This window comes from Rhizobium sp. GR12 (genome assembly GCF_036596185.1).
Classification (GTDB): Bacteria; Pseudomonadota; Alphaproteobacteria; order Rhizobiales; family Rhizobiaceae; genus Agrobacterium; species Agrobacterium nepotum.
The window spans coordinates 73141-88498 of the sequence record NZ_JASXTH010000012.1 but is presented as its reverse complement, the minus strand read 5'-3'; the positions used below and the strand labels follow the sequence as shown (position 1 = coordinate 88498).

The following is a 15358-nucleotide window of genomic DNA, read 5'->3' as shown; positions in this document are numbered from 1 at the left end:
AAATTCAACAGGCCAGTCTCTGGCCCTTTCTCTGTGACTGCACGCCGACGACAATCTCGTTGGCGCCAGCCGCTGCATCTGGAGCGAGTGATGGATCGTTATTTCCCGATCGATGAATATGAGCAACGCTGGGATCGCCTGCACCGCGAACTGAAAGCACGCGGGTTCGAGACCGCCGTGGTGTTTTCACGGGCCGGAGGCACCACCGACAATTGCGGCGATGTTCTCTATCTCTCCAATCACTATGCGATCAGCAGCGGCATGGACTCGGCCATATGGACCGCACGGTCGTTTGCCGGAGTCATTCTACAGCACGGCCACGCACCCCAATTGCACATCGACGAGCCGGAAGTCCGGCGCGACCTTGTTTCGGTCGACGACGTTCATTGCAGCAACCATCCGTTTGAAAGCGTCGCGAAGGCTCTGGTGGCGCGCGGCATCAAGGGACGCGTGGCGCTGGTCGGCACCAATTTCATTCCGGTAAAATATTACCGCCAGCTGGAAACGGTGGCCCCTGATATCGACTGGGTTCCGGCAGACGATCTCGTGCGTTCGGTGCGGCGCATCAAGAGCGCCCGGGAGCTCGACTGTTATCGCATTGCCGGCGAAACGGCGACCGCCGGCATGACCGTCCTGATGCAGAGCCTGGTCAGCGGCATGTCGGAGCGCGAAGCAGCGGGCGAAGCGGCGCGGGAAACGGTGCGGCGCGGCGGACGCATCCAGATGATCGGCACCAATCACGGCGAAACCCTCGGTTTCGACCAGCGTTTCCCATTGACCGGATATAGCGCCGATACACCCGCTGTCGGAGATATCGTCACCGGAACGCTGCACGGCCCGCTCTATCAGGGCTATTATCTCGATCCGGGCCGCACTGCCGTCCGCGGCAACGCAAATTCCGAGCAACGACGCTTGATCGATGCTACCAGCGGCATCGTCCACCGTCTCTCCGACATGCTGCGCCCCGGTGTCAGGCTGCTGGATGTAGCGGCCGAAGGCGATCGCATGACGGCCGCGTTCGGTGGCTCGATCTCCGCGATCATGAAGAACTTTCCGTTCTACGGCCACGGCATCGGGCTCGGCTTCGAACTGCCGCGCATTTCCACCAGCATGTCGACGCCGCAGGACATCGTCGAGGAGAACATGGTGTTCGGCGTCGAGGCTTTCCTGTCGCTGGACGGCGTCGGCGCGGCCTTCTACGAGGACATCCTCATTATCGGTGGGAGCGGCAACGAACTGCTCACCCGGTCGCCGAGCATGTTCTGATACGGCTTCCCGGCCCGGAGAATTGATCAACGGGACAAGCCGGGCAGATCGTCAATCTGCCCGGTATTCTCTTCACATTGCTCAGCTGGCAAACAAACCGTCGAAATCCTTGAAACCCTTGACTTCGATTGGGTTGCCACTCGGATCGAAGAAGAACATCGTGCGCTGCTCGCCCGGCTCTCCTTCGAAGCGCACCACTGGCGGGATGTCGAAAGCAACGCCCTTCTGCTGCAGGCGCTCGGCCAGCGCCAGCCAGTCGTCAAGCTGCAGCACGACGCCGAGATGCGGCATCATCACCATATGGTTCCCGACCTTGCCGGTGCGCGTCACTTCGAACGGCTTGCCGAGGTGGAGCGAAATCTGGTGGTTGAAGAAGTCGAAATCCACCCAGGTATCGGTGGAACGGCCTTCCTTGCAGCCAAGAACGTCGCCGTAGAAACGGCGTGCCTCATCGAGATCGGTGACATGATAGGCCAGATGGAAAAGAGAACGCATGCGAAAGGCTCCGTTGGTGCTTGGCAAGTTGATATCAGCGAATGGTGAGGCCGCGCGGCAGGCTCGATAGCGGTTCGGCGCCGTGGTTGGTAACGATCACGGTCTCGGAGGCACCAACGGTCCAGTGACCGTAGCTGCGCAGTGTGGCCGGCAGGTGAAACACCATACCCGCCTCGATCGGACGGGAAACGTCCGAAAACAGGCTGAGTATAGCCCCCTCACCCCAGTCGGGAGCAAAGGCGACACCCATGGAATAGCCGATCCGCTTGCGGAAGGCCGCGGTATAACCGGCCTCGTTTATGACTGCCTGCGCGGCATTGTGAGGAACAGAACAGGATACGCCCGGCCGTATCGAGGCAAGGGCTGCATCCAGCGCATGCAGCGAGCAATCCATCATCCGCTGTGCTTCGACCGGTGGCATGCCGAGCCAGACGGTGCGCATCAGCGCAGCGTGGTAGCGCGCGTGACTGCCCGCAAGTTCGAGGAAGACAGGATCACCGGCGCCCAGGGTCCGGCGACGCCATGTCATGTGCGGCAGGCCGCTGCGCGGACCGGACGAGACGAGCGGCTCCATCGCCATCGCTTCGGACCCGGCCTGCGTCGCCGCCGACAGCATCGCCGCAGCAACGGCATTTTCATCCGTACCGACCGTGCAGGCGTCGATGCCGGCAACGATGCCGGCCTGCGCATAGCGGGCAGCGGCCCGGATGGCATCGAGTTCCGCCGCGGATTTCAGCATGCGCAGCGGCGGCAGGATATGCGAGCCGTCAAACAATCCGCCGACATTCAGCCGTTCGGCAATTTCGGCAGCGACGCGCGGCGACAGAAACCAGCCGCCAAGCTCCATCGCTGGCTTGCGGATGTTTCGCGCCTTGAGCACCGCCAGCAATGCATCGACGGGATTTTCACCATCCTGATAGGCGACGATATCGTCGAGCCAGGTATTGGCGACCGTGCCGAACAGTTCCAGCTGCCGGACGAGCAGGGTCGGCTCTCCGTCGGCGGGAAGGATCAGTGCCTGAAAGGCAAAATAACCCGCGGTCTGACGACCGGTCAGCCAGTAGATCGTCTCCGGGCCGGAGACGATGATGGCCTCCTGCCCGGCTTCCTGCAAGGCAGCCCGCGCCCGGTTCTGGCGATCGGCGAACTCTGTCTTTGTGAAGGAGGCTTCGCAACCGCTCAGCTGCTGGAAATCCTCGGTAAATGCGGAAGATATCATGTGTCGGTTTCTCAATCGCGCGCCAGCCAACCAAGGAAACGTGCCCTGACGCTGTCAAAATGCATTTCCATGGCCGCCTGCGCGGCCTCGGCATTTCCGGCCTCGATCGCGTCAACCACGGCGATATGCTCACGGGCCTGCTGGTCGAAGCGGTCATGGGTGCGGGTAATGGTGCAACGGCGTGCGATGCTGCGCATTTCCGTCAGCATCGCGGCCAGCAGCGGCAGCTCGGCGGCCTTGGCGACGGCAAGGTGGAAGACGTCATCATCCAGCCAGAAATTGTCGAAGGCGATATCGCCGCCACCCTCGGCGTAAGCATGCATGCGCGTACGGCATTCAACGAGTTCCGGCGTCAAGGCAGATGTCGATGCCGCCCTTGCGGCCGCCGCACCCTCGAGCAGCCTGCGGATCTGAACGATCTCCAGCAATTGCTCGACGGTCACCGGGCGAACCATCAGGGCGCCGTTGGGAAGCCGCGAAATGACGTTCTCCTTTTCGAGGCGCGAGATCGCGGCGCGCAGAGGCGTCCTCGAAATGCCGAACTCAACCGCCAGCGTGCGCTCCGTCAGCATCTCGTCGGACGGGAAGCGGCCTTCAAGAATGCGCTGCTTGAGGTCGCGGTAAAACTGTTGTGCCAGGGTTTCCTTGTCGCTCATCGTTTCTACCTGCCCCCCATGCCGCCGACGGCCAGATGCAATGCCTTGACCGCTGCCACAAGGTCGACGGGGTCCATGGCTTCGTCGGGATTGTGACTGCCGTTCCAGTTCCGCAGGAAGACCATCACGCTATCCCATCCCGCCTGCGCGAAGGCGGCCGCATCATGGCCACCACCCGACAGCATGCGACGCGGCACGCGGCCGAGCGCGCACGCAGCCTCGCAAATGCGGTCACCGAGCGTCGCCGAAAGTTGTGTGGGCTGGCTGCGCGACTGTGGTCCCAACGCAAAATGCACACGCCGTGCCGCCTCGATTGTTGCGACTTCAGCCCGAAAGGTTGCGTCCATCCGCTCGAGCACGCTCACATCGTCACTGCGCAGATCGACACAGAAATCGACCCTTCCCGGTACTTTCGCGAAGGCATGTTCGGGTGTCGCAGCGTCGACGCGACCGAAGGTCACGGCAAGGTCGTCCCCCGAACGCAGAGCCTCGTCCCAGCGGCGATCCATGCCGACGATCAGGTCGGCAAGAGCAAAAACGGCATCCGATCGCTCTGACCGCGCCGGGCCGCCGGAATGCGCCCAGGTGCCGTCGATGCGGGCCTGCCGATAGCGCAGACCGCCGCGAACGCCGCTGACAACACCATAGGGCTCACCGGCAGTGTCCAGCACCGTTCCCTGCTCGATATGCAACTCGATGAACCGTCCCGGCGCCAGCGGCGGATCCCTCAGAATATCGTCCGGCCGACCGCCCTCCGAAAGAATATGATCATAAAGGCTGCGGCCGGTATCGGCGCGCGTCGCTTGCAGATCTGCGGCCGTCAGCCCTCCGAGTGCCGCACGCGAGCCAATATAAGACACGGGGAACCAGACGCTCTCCTCCGCCCTGGTGATGGTGACGACCAGATCGACCGGCGGCGGCTCACCGCTGTCGACGAATGCCGCGGCAAGCGCCATGGCGCCGGCAACACCGGCCTGACCGTCATAGGCGCCGCCCATCGCAACCGTATCGAGATGCGAGCCGATATGGATCGCGGGTGCGTTCCGGTCACGCCCCGGCAACCGGGCGAAAAGATTGAGCGCGGCATCGCGCGTAACCGTCAGGCCGAGAGCGACGGCCTCATCCTCGATGACACGATGCGCCTGGCTTTCCAGCGGACTGTAGGAAGGGCGCGTAAAACCCGGACCGCCTTGCGAAATCGCGTTGATGCGGTCTAGCAGACGCTCGACGGTATCCTTGATGATATCGCTCATAGGGCAGGCTCCGGATGAAATTCGATCGTTGTCGCCGGCCGGCCTCCCGCCAGGGCGGTGATGACGTGCCGGGCGGCAGCGATGGCGACACGCTGAAGCGCCTCCACGGTAGTTCCTCCCAGATGAGGCGTGAAGACCACCCTGTTCGAGGTCGCAAGCGGTCCCGCAGGCGCCGTGGACGAATAGACGTCGAGGCCGGCAGCAGCGACGGTTCCGTCCGACAGCGCGTTGGCAAGGGCCGCTTCGTCCACCAGGCCCGCCCTTGCGGTATTGACGAGGATGGCTCCTCTTTTCATCGCAGCGAATGCCTTGGCACTGAGCATTCCGCGCGTCTCGTCCCGCAATGGCGTATGAAGCGAAACGAGATCGGCAACCGCCAGGCCTTCGGCCAGGGCAGGCACGCGTTCGAATGAACCGGTGTCCGGATTGCGTGGCGAATAGACGATAACGCGCATGTCGAAGGCGCTGTCGAGCATCCTGCCAAGCCCCGCACCCGTCGCGCCCCAACCCACGATGAGCGCAGTCTTACCGAACAGCTCCTGAAATGCGTGATCTTCGCGAAAGCCGTGAATTCCGTTTCGCACCGCCAGATCGGCGGCAGGAATGAGCCGTGCTGCCGCAAGCGCCAGGCCGAGGGCGAGTTCGGACACCGAACGCGCATTGGCACCCGGCGTGTTGCACACCAGCACACCCTTTCGCGCGGCAGCGCCCTTGTCTACGGGGTCGTGGCCGGCACCATGGACAGCGATAACCTTGAGAACGTCGGCGGCGGAAATGGCTTCCGCAGACAGGCCCGCGTCACGGGTGATAACGGCCTGACAGCCGCCTATCAGCCGGGAAACGGTCTCCATGTCCGATGTCGGGCAAAGCACCGGCTCGATGCCTGCCTCTTTCAGGAGGGTGAGCCCGCAGGCATGGATCGGCTGTACGATCAAACATTTCATTGCTTTGTTCTCTCATTCGAAAGACCGAGCCGCCCGAGGATGGCATCGCGAGCATGGGCGATATGCTCGTCCATCAACATCGCGGCGCGTTCGCCATCCCGGTTCCGCAACGCCTGGATGATGTCGAGGTGCTCCTGGCAGCTTTTGCCGAAACGTTCGGGGACCTGGCTATGGTCGAACATGCAGGTGCGGCGGCGCAGATCGCTGATGGTGCGGACCATCATCTGGCTGCCCGCAGCACGGGCCAGCGCATGATGAAAGTCGTCGTCCACCTGCCGCTGCTCCTCCTCTTCGCCCGGGCCTTCCCGTTGCAGATCGAGCACGCGGCTTTCCAGCCCGTCGAGGATACGGGGATCGATCGCCACCGAATTGCGGGCGCACTGGCGCTCCAGAACACGCCGGAGGAAGAATATCTCCTCGACCTCGGCCGCCGTCAGTGTGCGGACCTTGAGGAAACGTCCCTCCTGAACGGCGAGCCCCTCCGCCTCGATGCGCTTGATCGCCTCACGCACCGGGGTTCGCGACATGGCAAGCTCGTCACCGAGCTTGCCCTCCTGCAGCAGATCCCCCGGTTTCAATGCGCCGGCGAGTATCATCTCGATGATGCTGCCATACGCCTGCTTGGCGAGCGGTTTATTCATCGCCCATTCCTCCTCGAAGACATGCAAAATCCGATTTTTTCTCAAGCCCGGACAGGGCGGCGGTCAGCGCCTGCGATTGGGCTATCGACAGTGTTTCGGCCTCATCCTGCGATATCACCTTGAAGCGCAGCGATGCGCCGGTCATCGCCTGCGCAAGTCGCGGCAGGTCGATCGAGGCTACCGTGGCGATCTTGGGGTAGCCCCCGGTCGTCTGGCGTTCGGCCATCAGCACAATCGGGCGTCCGGATGCCGGGACCTGAATGGACCCGCTGACCGTTCCGTCAGACACGATGTCGTGCCCCGCGACGGCTCGAACCGCCGGCCCTTCGAGCATCTGCGCCATGCGGTCGCGACTGGCCGAGACGACAAACTCCATTCCCAGAAAATCCCGCCAGGCCGAGGCATCGAAGTGATCTCCCTGCGGCCCCCTGATGACGCGTACCGGCCCAATTGGACGGCGAAAAGGCCGCGTCAGCGCCATCATCGGCGCCGGGCGCGTGAGCCCCAGCGGCAACCGATCGCCTGCGGCAAGCCGCCGACCCTCCAGCCCGCCAATGCCGGTTCGCAGATGGGTCGAGCGCGCGCCGAGGACCGGAGGCGTCTCGATCCCGCCGGACAGCGCCAGATAACCCCACACGGCATCCCGCATCACGCCGATTTTCAGCACCTGCCCCGGCAAAAGCGAAAAACTCTCCCAACCATGCCGGCGCTCGCCATCCACGGTGATCTCGGCTGTGCCACCGGTCACCGCGAAGCGCACGGGCCGGGCGACTTCAAAATGCCCACCGACATGCGCGAACTCGAGAACCGCCTGCCCGTCATCATTTCCGACAAGGTGGTTGGCGATACGCATCGAGGGACCATCCATTGGCCCCGAGCCCGACACACCACGATGCAGCATCCCGGTACGCCCGAGATCCTGAACCGTCAGCATCGGCCCTGCCTGTTTGATGAGGATGTCCGTCATAGGCTTTCCCATTCTGCGGCAAGCGTGCCTTGCACCGAGGCCGCGTCCAGTGCCGCCGCCTCATCCGCCCCTACTGGGCGAAAACGAACCCGGTCGCCGGCACGCAGCAGAAAGGGATCCTCGCGCGCCGGATCGAAAAGCCTCAGCGGCGTGCGGCCGATAAAACGCCACCCGCTTGGGCCGGGAACTGAATTGATACTCGCCTGCTTTCCACCGATGCCGATGGCGCTCGCCTCAATCCTCTGGCGGGGAACCGCGAGGCGCGGCGTGTGCAGAATGTCCGGTAATCCGCCGAGATAGGCGAAACCCGGCGCAAAGCCGATCATATAGACCCGGTATTCCGCCGCCGCATGCAGTGCAATCAGCGCGTCGGCACCCATCTGCTTCATGTCGGCGAGTTCATCGAGGTCCATGCCAACCGGGCCGCCATAAATCACCGGCACGACGATCCGCCTCTGAGCGCGGTTTGCCAAAGAGACCTCCGCCAACCGCGCCTGAAGCAATCTTGCCAACAGGGCGCCGCGCACCAGCGCCGGATCGTAAACGACAAGCAGCGACCGATAAGTCGGCACGGTTTCGACGACACCTTCGATCGGCTTCGCCGCAAGATCGTCGGCGAGCGCAACAACCCGAATATTGGTCTCTTCGTCGATTTGATCAGAAAGCTCGATCACAAGGGCGCTGTCGCCGCAGGCGGCAATACGAGGGAAGCGCTGTGGCCCGCGATCATGCACAGTCATTTCATGGTTCCCATTCCCAACGGCGTATCTTAGCAATGTTTTGCGCCCAAAAACGATCTGCAAGCCCGAATAAGGTCTGCCCACAAACGATCATTCATCGGCTTGCCCCGCCTGAATGGCACCGCATTCGAGCGGCTTGCAACAGGCTTGTCATTTCAGTACACCAACTGTATGTCAAGACCATCGCCCGGTTTTTGATGCCCCGGCGCGGGTTTGACGAAACTGTTTGAGGATAGCGCACTATGCCCACCATCGATCTCAACTGTGACATGGGCGAGAGTTTCGGCGCCTACAAGATCGGCGACGACGCCACAATGATGGATATCATCACGACGGCCAATATCGCCTGTGGTTTCCATGCCGGCGATCCAGGCGTCATGCGCGACACGATCCTGGCGGCAAAGGCAAAGGGCGTGGCGATCGGGGCCCATCCCTCGTTCATGGATCTCTACGGTTTCGGCCGCCGGCGCATTTCCGGCGAACGTCCGGAAGACATCGAGGCACAGTTGATCTACCAGATTGCAGCCATCCAGGGCATGGCGGTGGCGCTGGGCTGGCCGATCACTCATGTGAAGACGCATGGATCGCTGGGCAATATGGCCGCCGAGGATGCAGACCTCGCCCGGGTCTGCGTCCGCGCCATCCAGGCGGTCGATCCGAACCTCGTTTTCATCACCCTACCCTATTCGCAGACGATGCATGCCGCGCAAGCGGCTGATCTCGCCGTCGCCTGCGAGGTCTATGCCGACCGTCGCTACGACGACAAGGGCATGCTCGCATCCCGCCAGTTGGAAGGCGCCGTCATTCATGACCTGCAACAGAGCGTCGATCAAGTCCTGTCGATGATCTGCGACAAGCGCATCCCGACGATCGCCGGTACTTATCTGCCTGTCGAGGCGGCAACCGTCTGCATTCACGGCGATACGCCCGGCGCCGCCGCGACCGCTACGGCACTGCGCGACAAACTCACCGAAATGGGCATCGAAATCGCACCATTTACAAAATCGAAAACCTGAATGAGGGAATTGACTTGGCCCGTATTGTCTATGTGAATGGCGACTGGTTGCCGGAAGCCAATGCCAAGGTGTCGATCTTCGATCGCGGCTTTCTATTCGCCGACGCGATCTACGAAGTGACCGGCGTCGTAGATGGCAAGTTGCTGGAATATCCCGGCCATTCCGCGCGCTTGCAGCGCTCCACGGCAGAACTCGGCATCACCTGCCCGCTGACACCGGACGCGCTTCTTGAAGTCCACCGCGAAATCGTCCGCCGCAACGAACTGAAGGAAGGCTTGATTTACCTGCAGATTTCCCGCGGCCCGGCGGACCGCGATTTCACCTTCCCCGAAAACCCGACGCCGACCCTGATATTGTTCACACAGGCAAAGCCGGTGCTCGACAACCCAAAGGTGGCAACGGGCATTTCGGTGGCGCTCCTGCCCGACCAGCGCTGGGCTCGCCGCGACATCAAGACGGTACAGCTGCTGTACCCGTCGATGGCCAAGATGGAAGCGATGGCCAAGGGCGCCGACGACGCCTGGCTGGTCGAGGACGGTTTCGTTACGGAAGCCAGTTCCGCCACCGCTCATATCATCACGGAGGGCGGCAAGCTGGTGACGCGCGGTCTCTCCAACGCCATTCTGCACGGGATCACCCGGGCCAGCGTGCTGGATATCGCCGAGAAAGCCGGCATCGAATTTGAGGAACGGGCATTCACTCCTAACGAAGCCAGGAACGCTGCTGAAGCCTTCATCACCTCGGCGACCAATTTCGTTCTCCCGGTGACCCGGATCGACGGTGAAAACGTGGGTGACGGCAAGCCGGGACCGCTGACATTGCAGCTTCGCGAACTTTATATCAAACAGAAGCTGGCGGATGCACTTTGATCGATGATAGCCCCGAGTGATCAGTGCCGAGGGTGGGTCACACGATCCGCCCTTGATCTTTCTTAATCAGCCAGATCAACCCGTCGCAAAGGCGAGAACCGCGTCGGACAGGACCGGAAAGCTGAATGGTCAGTTCTCCATCGGAAAAGCAAAACCAGCTTTTACCCGATCCATCACAACCATGGTCTTGAACCCTTTGATATCGTGGTTCTCATAGAAAAATCGACGTGTGAAGACTTCGTAATCCTCCATGTCCTTTGCCGTGATCACCAGAATGAAATCGGCATCGCCCGTCACGTAATAGCCGATCATCACCTCTTTCGTGGCGCGGATCGCCGCCTTGAACCGATCGACGATATCAGCCCTTTCGCGCTCCAGCGAGACAAGAACGATCATGGTGATTCCGCGTCCTGCCGCTTTGGGCGAGACGATGGACACATCCGCCTCGATCACCCCTTGCTCGCGCAGCCGCTTCAACCGTCGTTGGCAGGCTGTCGGTGAAAGATTGACGATCTCCGCCAGCTCTTCCGAGGTGAGGCGATTGTTCTTCTGAACGGCGTCAAGCAGCGCCCTGTCGGCTCTATCGAGCATGGTCATGCAGAAATCCTGCGTTTAATGCGGAAATCAGCACAATACCTGCGATAATGAGGACGTCAATGCAGTAAAACGTCCGCGCTCCGCAGCTACATTGCCGTATAAACCCATTTGGAGTGACCTTATGAAAGGTATTGCCGCCGCGGCCCTGAAACACCTGCAGCGACCCGATCTGCTGGAGCACCGCGCTTTTCTGAAGGGCACCTGGATGGCGCGCGGGAAGACCCTTGGCGTCATCGATCCGGCAACCCACGAACACATCATCAATGTCGCGGATTGTTCGCTTGAAGATGCCGACACTGCTGTCGATGCGGCAAAGACCGCCTTTCTCGAGTGGCGCGACAGGCTTCCCGCCGAACGTGGTCAAATTCTGCGAGCCTGGGGTAAGCTGATGCGCGACAACGCACAGGACCTCGCAGTCATCATGACGGCCGAACAGGGCAAGCCGCTGGCGGAATCACGCGGCGAGATTTTCTACGCTGCGAATTTTCTCGAATGGTTTGCCGCTGAGGGTGAGCGCGCCTATGGCGAAACAATTCCGAGCCACCTGCCCGGCAGCCGCCTTTCGGTGCACATGCAGCCGCTGGGCGTTACCGTCGCTATCACACCATGGAATTTCCCTTCCGCCATGATTACGCGCAAGGCTGGGGCAGCACTTGCTGCCGGCTGCACCATGATCGTCAAGCCTGCGCCGGAAACCCCACTCTCGGCCCTCGCTTTAACAAAGCTCGCGCAGGAGGCCGGCATGCCCCCGGGCGTATTCCAGGTGCTGACCGGCGAAGCTGAACCGCTAGCGCGCCGTCTGCTGGAGCACACGGCTGTGCGCGCATTTTCATTTACGGGCTCCACTGAAGTCGGGCGCATTCTGCTGACGCAGTCGGCCATGACGATCAAGAAAGCCTCGCTGGAACTTGGCGGTCATGCACCGTTCATTCTGTTCGATGATGCCGACCTCTCCAAGGCCGTAAAGGGTTGTATCGGCGCGAAATTCGCAACCTCAGGCCAGGATTGCCTCGCTGCCAACCGGATCTACGTACAGCGAGGGCTCTACAGCCGTTTCGTCGATCAATTCGCCAAGGCGACCGCCGAACTCACGGTCGGGCATGGTCTCGAGCCCGGTATCGATATCGGTCCAATGACGCGTCCTTCCGTTGCGGAAAAATGCCGTCAGCAGATTGCACAGGCGCTTTCTTCCGGCGCCCGGCGCGTTTGCGGCGGGCAGGACAGCCCGCTTGGCGGCAATTTCGTCACACCGACGGTGCTGGCCGATGTTACCGACGACATGCTGATCGCCCGGGAAGAAACCTTCGGGCCGATTGCCGCAATACTGCCGTTCGATGACGAGCAGGAAGTGCTCGCCCGCGCCAATGCCACCGAAATGGGGTTGGCCGCCTATGTCTACACCAACGATCTCGGTCGCGCGATGCGTCTGACCGACAGGCTCGAATACGGCATGGTTGCCGTCAATACGCCGAAATTCACCGGAGCCCCGATCCCCTTCGGCGGCTGGAAGCAATCGGGCCTTGGTCGCGAAGGATCGCGCCACGGCCTCTCTGAATATCTCGAAGCAAAATATGTCTGCTTCGGCAATCTCGCTGCCTGAAAGGATCCTTCGCCATGACCGTCAACCTCGATCAGATCGCCGAAATGGACCGCAATTCGGTTCTTCACCCCTTCACGCAACTTAAGGATTTCGCGTCCGGCAAAATGGGCGACCCGACGATCGTCGAAACCGGCAAAGGTATCCGTATCCAGGACGCGCATGGCAGGCAGTTGATCGACGGCTTTGCGGGCCTCTATTGCGTGAACGTCGGTTATGGTCGCACCGAGGTGGCCGAGGCCATTTCGCGCCAGGCTTATCGGCTCGCCTACTATCATTCCTATGCCGCCCACACGACGGATGAGCTGGCGATCCTCTCCAACCGTCTCGTGAAAATGGCGCCAGGCAAAATGAGCAAGGTGTTCTACGGCATGTCGGGTTCCGATGCCAACGAAACGCAGGCCAAGCTCGTCTGGTACTACAACAACCTGCGCGGCAAGCCGAACAAGAAGAAAATCATTTCCCGCGAACGCGGCTATCACGGCTGCAGTGTCGTCGCCGGATCCATGACCGGCATGAGCTTCTATCATGATCACATGGACCTGCCGCGCGCAGGTATTCTGCATACCGGATCGCCACATCACTACTGGGGCGCCCAGGCAGGCGAAACGGAACTGGAGTTCTCCAGACGCCGCGCGGAAGAGCTTGAAACCATGATTCTGCGCGAAGGTCCAGACACGATCGGCGCCTTCATCGCCGAGCCGGTGCTTGGAACCGGCGGTATCACGCCGCCGCCGCAGGGATACTGGGAGGAAATCCAGAATGTTCTCAAAAAATACGACATCCTGCTGATCGCCGATGAGGTCATCACCGGATTCGGACGAACCGGCTCGATGTTCGGATCCCAGCATTATGGCATCGAACCGGATCTTGTCACCGTCGCCAAGGGCCTGACCTCGGCGTATTTCCCTCTCTCCGGGGCAATCGTCGGAGAAAAGGTCTACAGGGTTCTCGAGGAAGGGGCGGACCGCGTCGGCGCCTTCTCTCACGGCTACACGTATTCCGGCCATCCGATCGGAGCCGCGGCAGCCAACGCCGTCCTCGATATCGTCGAGAGGGAGAACCTGCCGGGCAATGCCCGCACAGTCGGCGCCTATTTCCAGGAACAGCTGAAGGCGAAATTCGCTCAACTTCCCATTGTCGGTGAAGTGCGTGGCGTCGGGCTGATGGGCGCAATCGAGTTCGTTGCGGATCGCGAAAAGAAGGTGCGCTTTGCTCCCGGCCTCAGCGTCGGTGCGCGTGTCTCGAAGGCGGCGCGAAATCTCGGACTTATTGCGCGCGCCATGCCCCATGGCGACATTCTGGGCTTTGCGCCGCCGCTCGTAACCACGAAGGAAGAAATCGACGAGATCGTCGCCATCGCCGAGGCAGCCGTCCGCACCGTCATGGATGAACTGGTGCAGGCTGGCGAAAAGATCTGATGCAGACGAACCTGCCGGGCGGGATTTATATCGTTTTTCGACCGCCTGTTTCAGGGAACAATCATGATGACGGCGATTATTCCTGAAGCAATCGCCGGCTTACGATGCATAATGCTTCATCTTTTTGGATGAAGCATGCATAATGTCATGAAATAATCGTCCCGCAAACGAGACAATTTCATGCATCGTCAAGCCAACGCACTCGCCTCCGATCTTATTCCCGCGACGAAGCCGGTTGAATGGCGACCAAGTCTCGCCAGACAGAAGGGGGAGACCAAACATGCGGCCCTCACGGAGCGCATCATCGCGGATATCGATGCCGGCGTGCTCAAGCCGATGGATCGTATGCCGACCCATCGGGACTTGGCCCGCGAACTCAGCCTGTCCGTTCAGACCGTCAGCCTCTCCTATAAGGAGGCGGAACGGCGTGGCTATTTAAGCGGCGAGATAGGTCGCGGCACCTTCGTCAAGGCGCGCGTGACGGATCGCGCCGGGCGTATGATGCTCGACCACAGCCCCCACGAAGTGCTCGACCTCTCCATCGTGCGCGGTGTTTATCTCGATGCGCATGAAAACGCCTCACGCGAGATCCTTCGCGAACTTGCGGACAGCGACAATGCGGAATTCATGCGGCCCTGCCGTCCGATCGCAGGTCTTGACCGTCACAGGCAAACGGCACGCATCTGGCTGCGCACGCTCGGCGTCACGGCCCCAGCCGAACGTATTCTCGTCACCAATGGTGCGGCTCATGGTATTTTTCTCGCCTTGAGCTGCATTGTTCGTTCCGGCGACGTCATCCTGTGTGAAAACCTCACCGATCACGGCATCATCGGACTTTCAAGCATATTGGGGTTCAGCCTCAAGGGCCTGCCTACCGATGACGAAGGCATTCTGCCCGGCGCACTCGAAGCCGCATGTGCGGCTGGCGGCGTTCGGGCCCTGGTGCTCGTCCCCACACTCAACAATCCGACCGGTCACATCTCGGGCGCGGAGCGCAGGCGCGAAATAGCTGAGATCGCCCAACGTTACGGCATTTTTGTCGTCGAAGACGAAGTCTATCGCCCGATGATAGAGGAGGAGCTGCCGTCGATCACCGAGATGTTGCCTGATCTCGGCTTCTTCGTCACGAGTTTTACCAAAACGGTGCTGACCGGTCTGCGTGTCGGCTACCTCGTCGTTCCGCCCGCATATTCCATTCGTGCCGCTTCCATCCTGCGCGTATCGAGCTGGAGCGCCACCTACCTGATCGGCGAAATCGCTACGCGCTGGGTCGAAAACGGCACCGCGCAACGGCTGCTTCAAATCCAGCGCGACGAAGCGCGTGCGCGCCAAAATATTGCGACGGAAATCCTGCGCGACCATATCGCCTCCAGTCATCCGCTCTCCCTCTGCGCATGGCTGAAGGTTCCGCCGCACTGGACCGAAGAAGGCCTGGTGCGTTCCCTCACCAACCAGAATGTCGCAGTCACTCCTTCCGATCCATTCATCGCCGGACCAGGCCACGGCGGCGGCATTCGTGTCTGCCTTGGCGGACGTATGAACCATGCGAGCCTGGCCAAGGCCCTGATGATCGTGCGCCAGGCTTTTGAACAACTGCCGCCCGTCTACGACATCGGTTCGATCGGCTAGTCCCACGGCAATCATTGAATCATGACAATATAATAATTGACATGATTT

General features: G+C 61.2%; 15 protein-coding genes. 6 read left to right on the top strand and 9 right to left on the bottom strand.

Features of this window, described 5'->3' with window-relative positions:
* Nucleotides 1-90 precede the first annotated feature (90 nt).
* On the top strand, nt 91-1266 hold the full coding sequence (locus QSK43_RS20540; protein WP_332305022.1) for a M24 family metallopeptidase: 1176 nt from the start codon (nt 91-93) through the stop codon (nt 1264-1266).
* Nucleotides 1267-1347: 81 nt separating this feature from the next.
* On the opposite strand, the gene QSK43_RS20535 is transcribed toward QSK43_RS20540, so the two are convergent.
* Genes QSK43_RS20535 through pxpB form a run of 8 tightly spaced genes read right to left on the bottom strand, consistent with a single transcriptional unit; the run spans nt 1348 to nt 8181 of the window.
* On the bottom strand, nt 1348-1761 hold the full coding sequence (locus QSK43_RS20535; RefSeq protein WP_332305021.1) for a VOC family protein: 414 nt from the start codon (nt 1759-1761) through the stop codon (nt 1348-1350).
* 34 nt (nt 1762-1795) lie between these two features.
* Nucleotides 1796-2980: a M24 family metallopeptidase gene (locus tag QSK43_RS20530; protein WP_332305020.1), complete on the bottom strand. Its 1185-nt coding sequence runs from the start codon at nt 2978-2980 to the stop codon at nt 1796-1798.
* Nucleotides 2981-2991: 11 nt separating this feature from the next.
* A complete protein-coding gene (locus QSK43_RS20525) occupies nt 2992-3636 on the bottom strand; it encodes a GntR family transcriptional regulator (RefSeq protein ID WP_332305019.1) in 645 nt (214 codons plus the stop codon).
* A 5-nt stretch (nt 3637-3641) separates the two neighbouring features.
* Entirely contained in the window at nt 3642-4889 is a 1248-nt protein-coding gene (locus QSK43_RS20520; protein WP_332305018.1) for a hydantoinase/carbamoylase family amidase, read from the bottom strand.
* Entirely contained in the window at nt 4886-5833 is a 948-nt protein-coding gene (locus QSK43_RS20515; RefSeq protein ID WP_332305017.1) for an NAD(P)-dependent oxidoreductase, read from the bottom strand. Before QSK43_RS20515 ends, QSK43_RS20520 begins: the two co-directional genes overlap by 4 nt.
* Entirely contained in the window at nt 5830-6474 is a 645-nt protein-coding gene (locus tag QSK43_RS20510) for a GntR family transcriptional regulator (RefSeq protein ID WP_332305016.1), read from the bottom strand. The genes QSK43_RS20515 and QSK43_RS20510 overlap by 4 nt, the downstream gene beginning before the upstream one ends.
* A complete protein-coding gene (locus QSK43_RS20505; protein WP_332305015.1) occupies nt 6467-7441 on the bottom strand; it encodes a biotin-dependent carboxyltransferase family protein in 975 nt (324 codons plus the stop codon). The genes QSK43_RS20510 and QSK43_RS20505 overlap by 8 nt, the downstream gene beginning before the upstream one ends.
* Complete coding sequence (pxpB, locus tag QSK43_RS20500) at nt 7438-8181, bottom strand: 5-oxoprolinase subunit PxpB (RefSeq protein WP_332305014.1); 744 nt, start codon at nt 8179-8181, stop codon at nt 7438-7440. The genes QSK43_RS20505 and pxpB overlap by 4 nt, the downstream gene beginning before the upstream one ends.
* A gap of 242 nt (nt 8182-8423) precedes the next feature.
* On the opposite strand from pxpB, the gene QSK43_RS20495 reads away from it, so the two are divergent.
* Together QSK43_RS20495 and QSK43_RS20490 are read left to right on the top strand one after the other, a co-directional pair.
* The gene (locus QSK43_RS20495; protein WP_332305013.1) at nt 8424-9197 is read left to right on the top strand and encodes a LamB/YcsF family protein; all 774 of its coding nucleotides are present in this window, start codon (nt 8424-8426) and stop codon (nt 9195-9197) included.
* Nucleotides 9198-9205: 8 nt separating this feature from the next.
* Entirely contained in the window at nt 9206-10066 is an 861-nt protein-coding gene (locus QSK43_RS20490; protein WP_332305096.1) for a D-amino-acid transaminase, read from the top strand.
* Nucleotides 10067-10195: 129 nt separating this feature from the next.
* Here QSK43_RS20490 and QSK43_RS20485 read toward each other — a convergent pair whose 3' ends face one another.
* Nucleotides 10196-10663, bottom strand: a complete 468-nt coding sequence (locus QSK43_RS20485; protein WP_045020007.1) for an Lrp/AsnC family transcriptional regulator — start codon at nt 10661-10663, stop codon at nt 10196-10198.
* Nucleotides 10664-10784: 121 nt separating this feature from the next.
* Between QSK43_RS20485 and QSK43_RS20480 the strand changes: the two genes are divergently transcribed.
* The 3 genes from QSK43_RS20480 (at nt 10785) to ehuR (ending at nt 15310) form a co-directional block, all read left to right on the top strand.
* Complete coding sequence (locus QSK43_RS20480) at nt 10785-12263, top strand: NAD-dependent succinate-semialdehyde dehydrogenase (protein ID WP_332305012.1); 1479 nt, start codon at nt 10785-10787, stop codon at nt 12261-12263.
* 14 nt (nt 12264-12277) lie between these two features.
* Nucleotides 12278-13681 carry an aspartate aminotransferase family protein gene (locus QSK43_RS20475; protein ID WP_332305011.1) on the top strand — a complete coding sequence of 468 codons (1404 nt, stop codon included), beginning with the start codon at nt 12278-12280 and terminating at the stop codon, nt 13679-13681.
* A 180-nt stretch (nt 13682-13861) separates the two neighbouring features.
* Nucleotides 13862-15310 carry a MocR-like ectoine utilization transcription factor EhuR gene (ehuR, locus tag QSK43_RS20470; protein ID WP_332305010.1) on the top strand — a complete coding sequence of 483 codons (1449 nt, stop codon included), beginning with the start codon at nt 13862-13864 and terminating at the stop codon, nt 15308-15310.
* The last annotated feature ends 48 nt before the right edge of the window (nt 15311-15358 follow it).

Coding starts and splice junctions, on each gene's coding strand:
- QSK43_RS20540 (WP_332305022.1), top strand. CDS start 91: ATGGATCGTTATTTCCCGATCGATGAATATGAGCAACGCTGGGATCGC.
- QSK43_RS20535 (WP_332305021.1), bottom strand. CDS start 1,761: ATGCGTTCTCTTTTCCATCTGGCCTATCATGTCACCGATCTCGATGAG.
- QSK43_RS20530 (WP_332305020.1), bottom strand. CDS start 2,980: ATGATATCTTCCGCATTTACCGAGGATTTCCAGCAGCTGAGCGGTTGC.
- QSK43_RS20525 (WP_332305019.1), bottom strand. CDS start 3,636: ATGAGCGACAAGGAAACCCTGGCACAACAGTTTTACCGCGACCTCAAG.
- QSK43_RS20520 (WP_332305018.1), bottom strand. CDS start 4,889: ATGAGCGATATCATCAAGGATACCGTCGAGCGTCTGCTAGACCGCATC.
- QSK43_RS20515 (WP_332305017.1), bottom strand. CDS start 5,833: ATGAAATGTTTGATCGTACAGCCGATCCATGCCTGCGGGCTCACCCTC.
- QSK43_RS20510 (WP_332305016.1), bottom strand. CDS start 6,474: ATGAATAAACCGCTCGCCAAGCAGGCGTATGGCAGCATCATCGAGATG.
- QSK43_RS20505 (WP_332305015.1), bottom strand. CDS start 7,441: ATGACGGACATCCTCATCAAACAGGCAGGGCCGATGCTGACGGTTCAG.
- pxpB (WP_332305014.1), bottom strand. CDS start 8,181: ATGACTGTGCATGATCGCGGGCCACAGCGCTTCCCTCGTATTGCCGCC.
- QSK43_RS20495 (WP_332305013.1), top strand. CDS start 8,424: ATGCCCACCATCGATCTCAACTGTGACATGGGCGAGAGTTTCGGCGCC.
- QSK43_RS20485 (WP_045020007.1), bottom strand. CDS start 10,663: ATGACCATGCTCGATAGAGCCGACAGGGCGCTGCTTGACGCCGTTCAG.
- QSK43_RS20480 (WP_332305012.1), top strand. CDS start 10,785: ATGAAAGGTATTGCCGCCGCGGCCCTGAAACACCTGCAGCGACCCGAT.
- QSK43_RS20475 (WP_332305011.1), top strand. CDS start 12,278: ATGACCGTCAACCTCGATCAGATCGCCGAAATGGACCGCAATTCGGTT.
- ehuR (WP_332305010.1), top strand. CDS start 13,862: ATGCATCGTCAAGCCAACGCACTCGCCTCCGATCTTATTCCCGCGACG.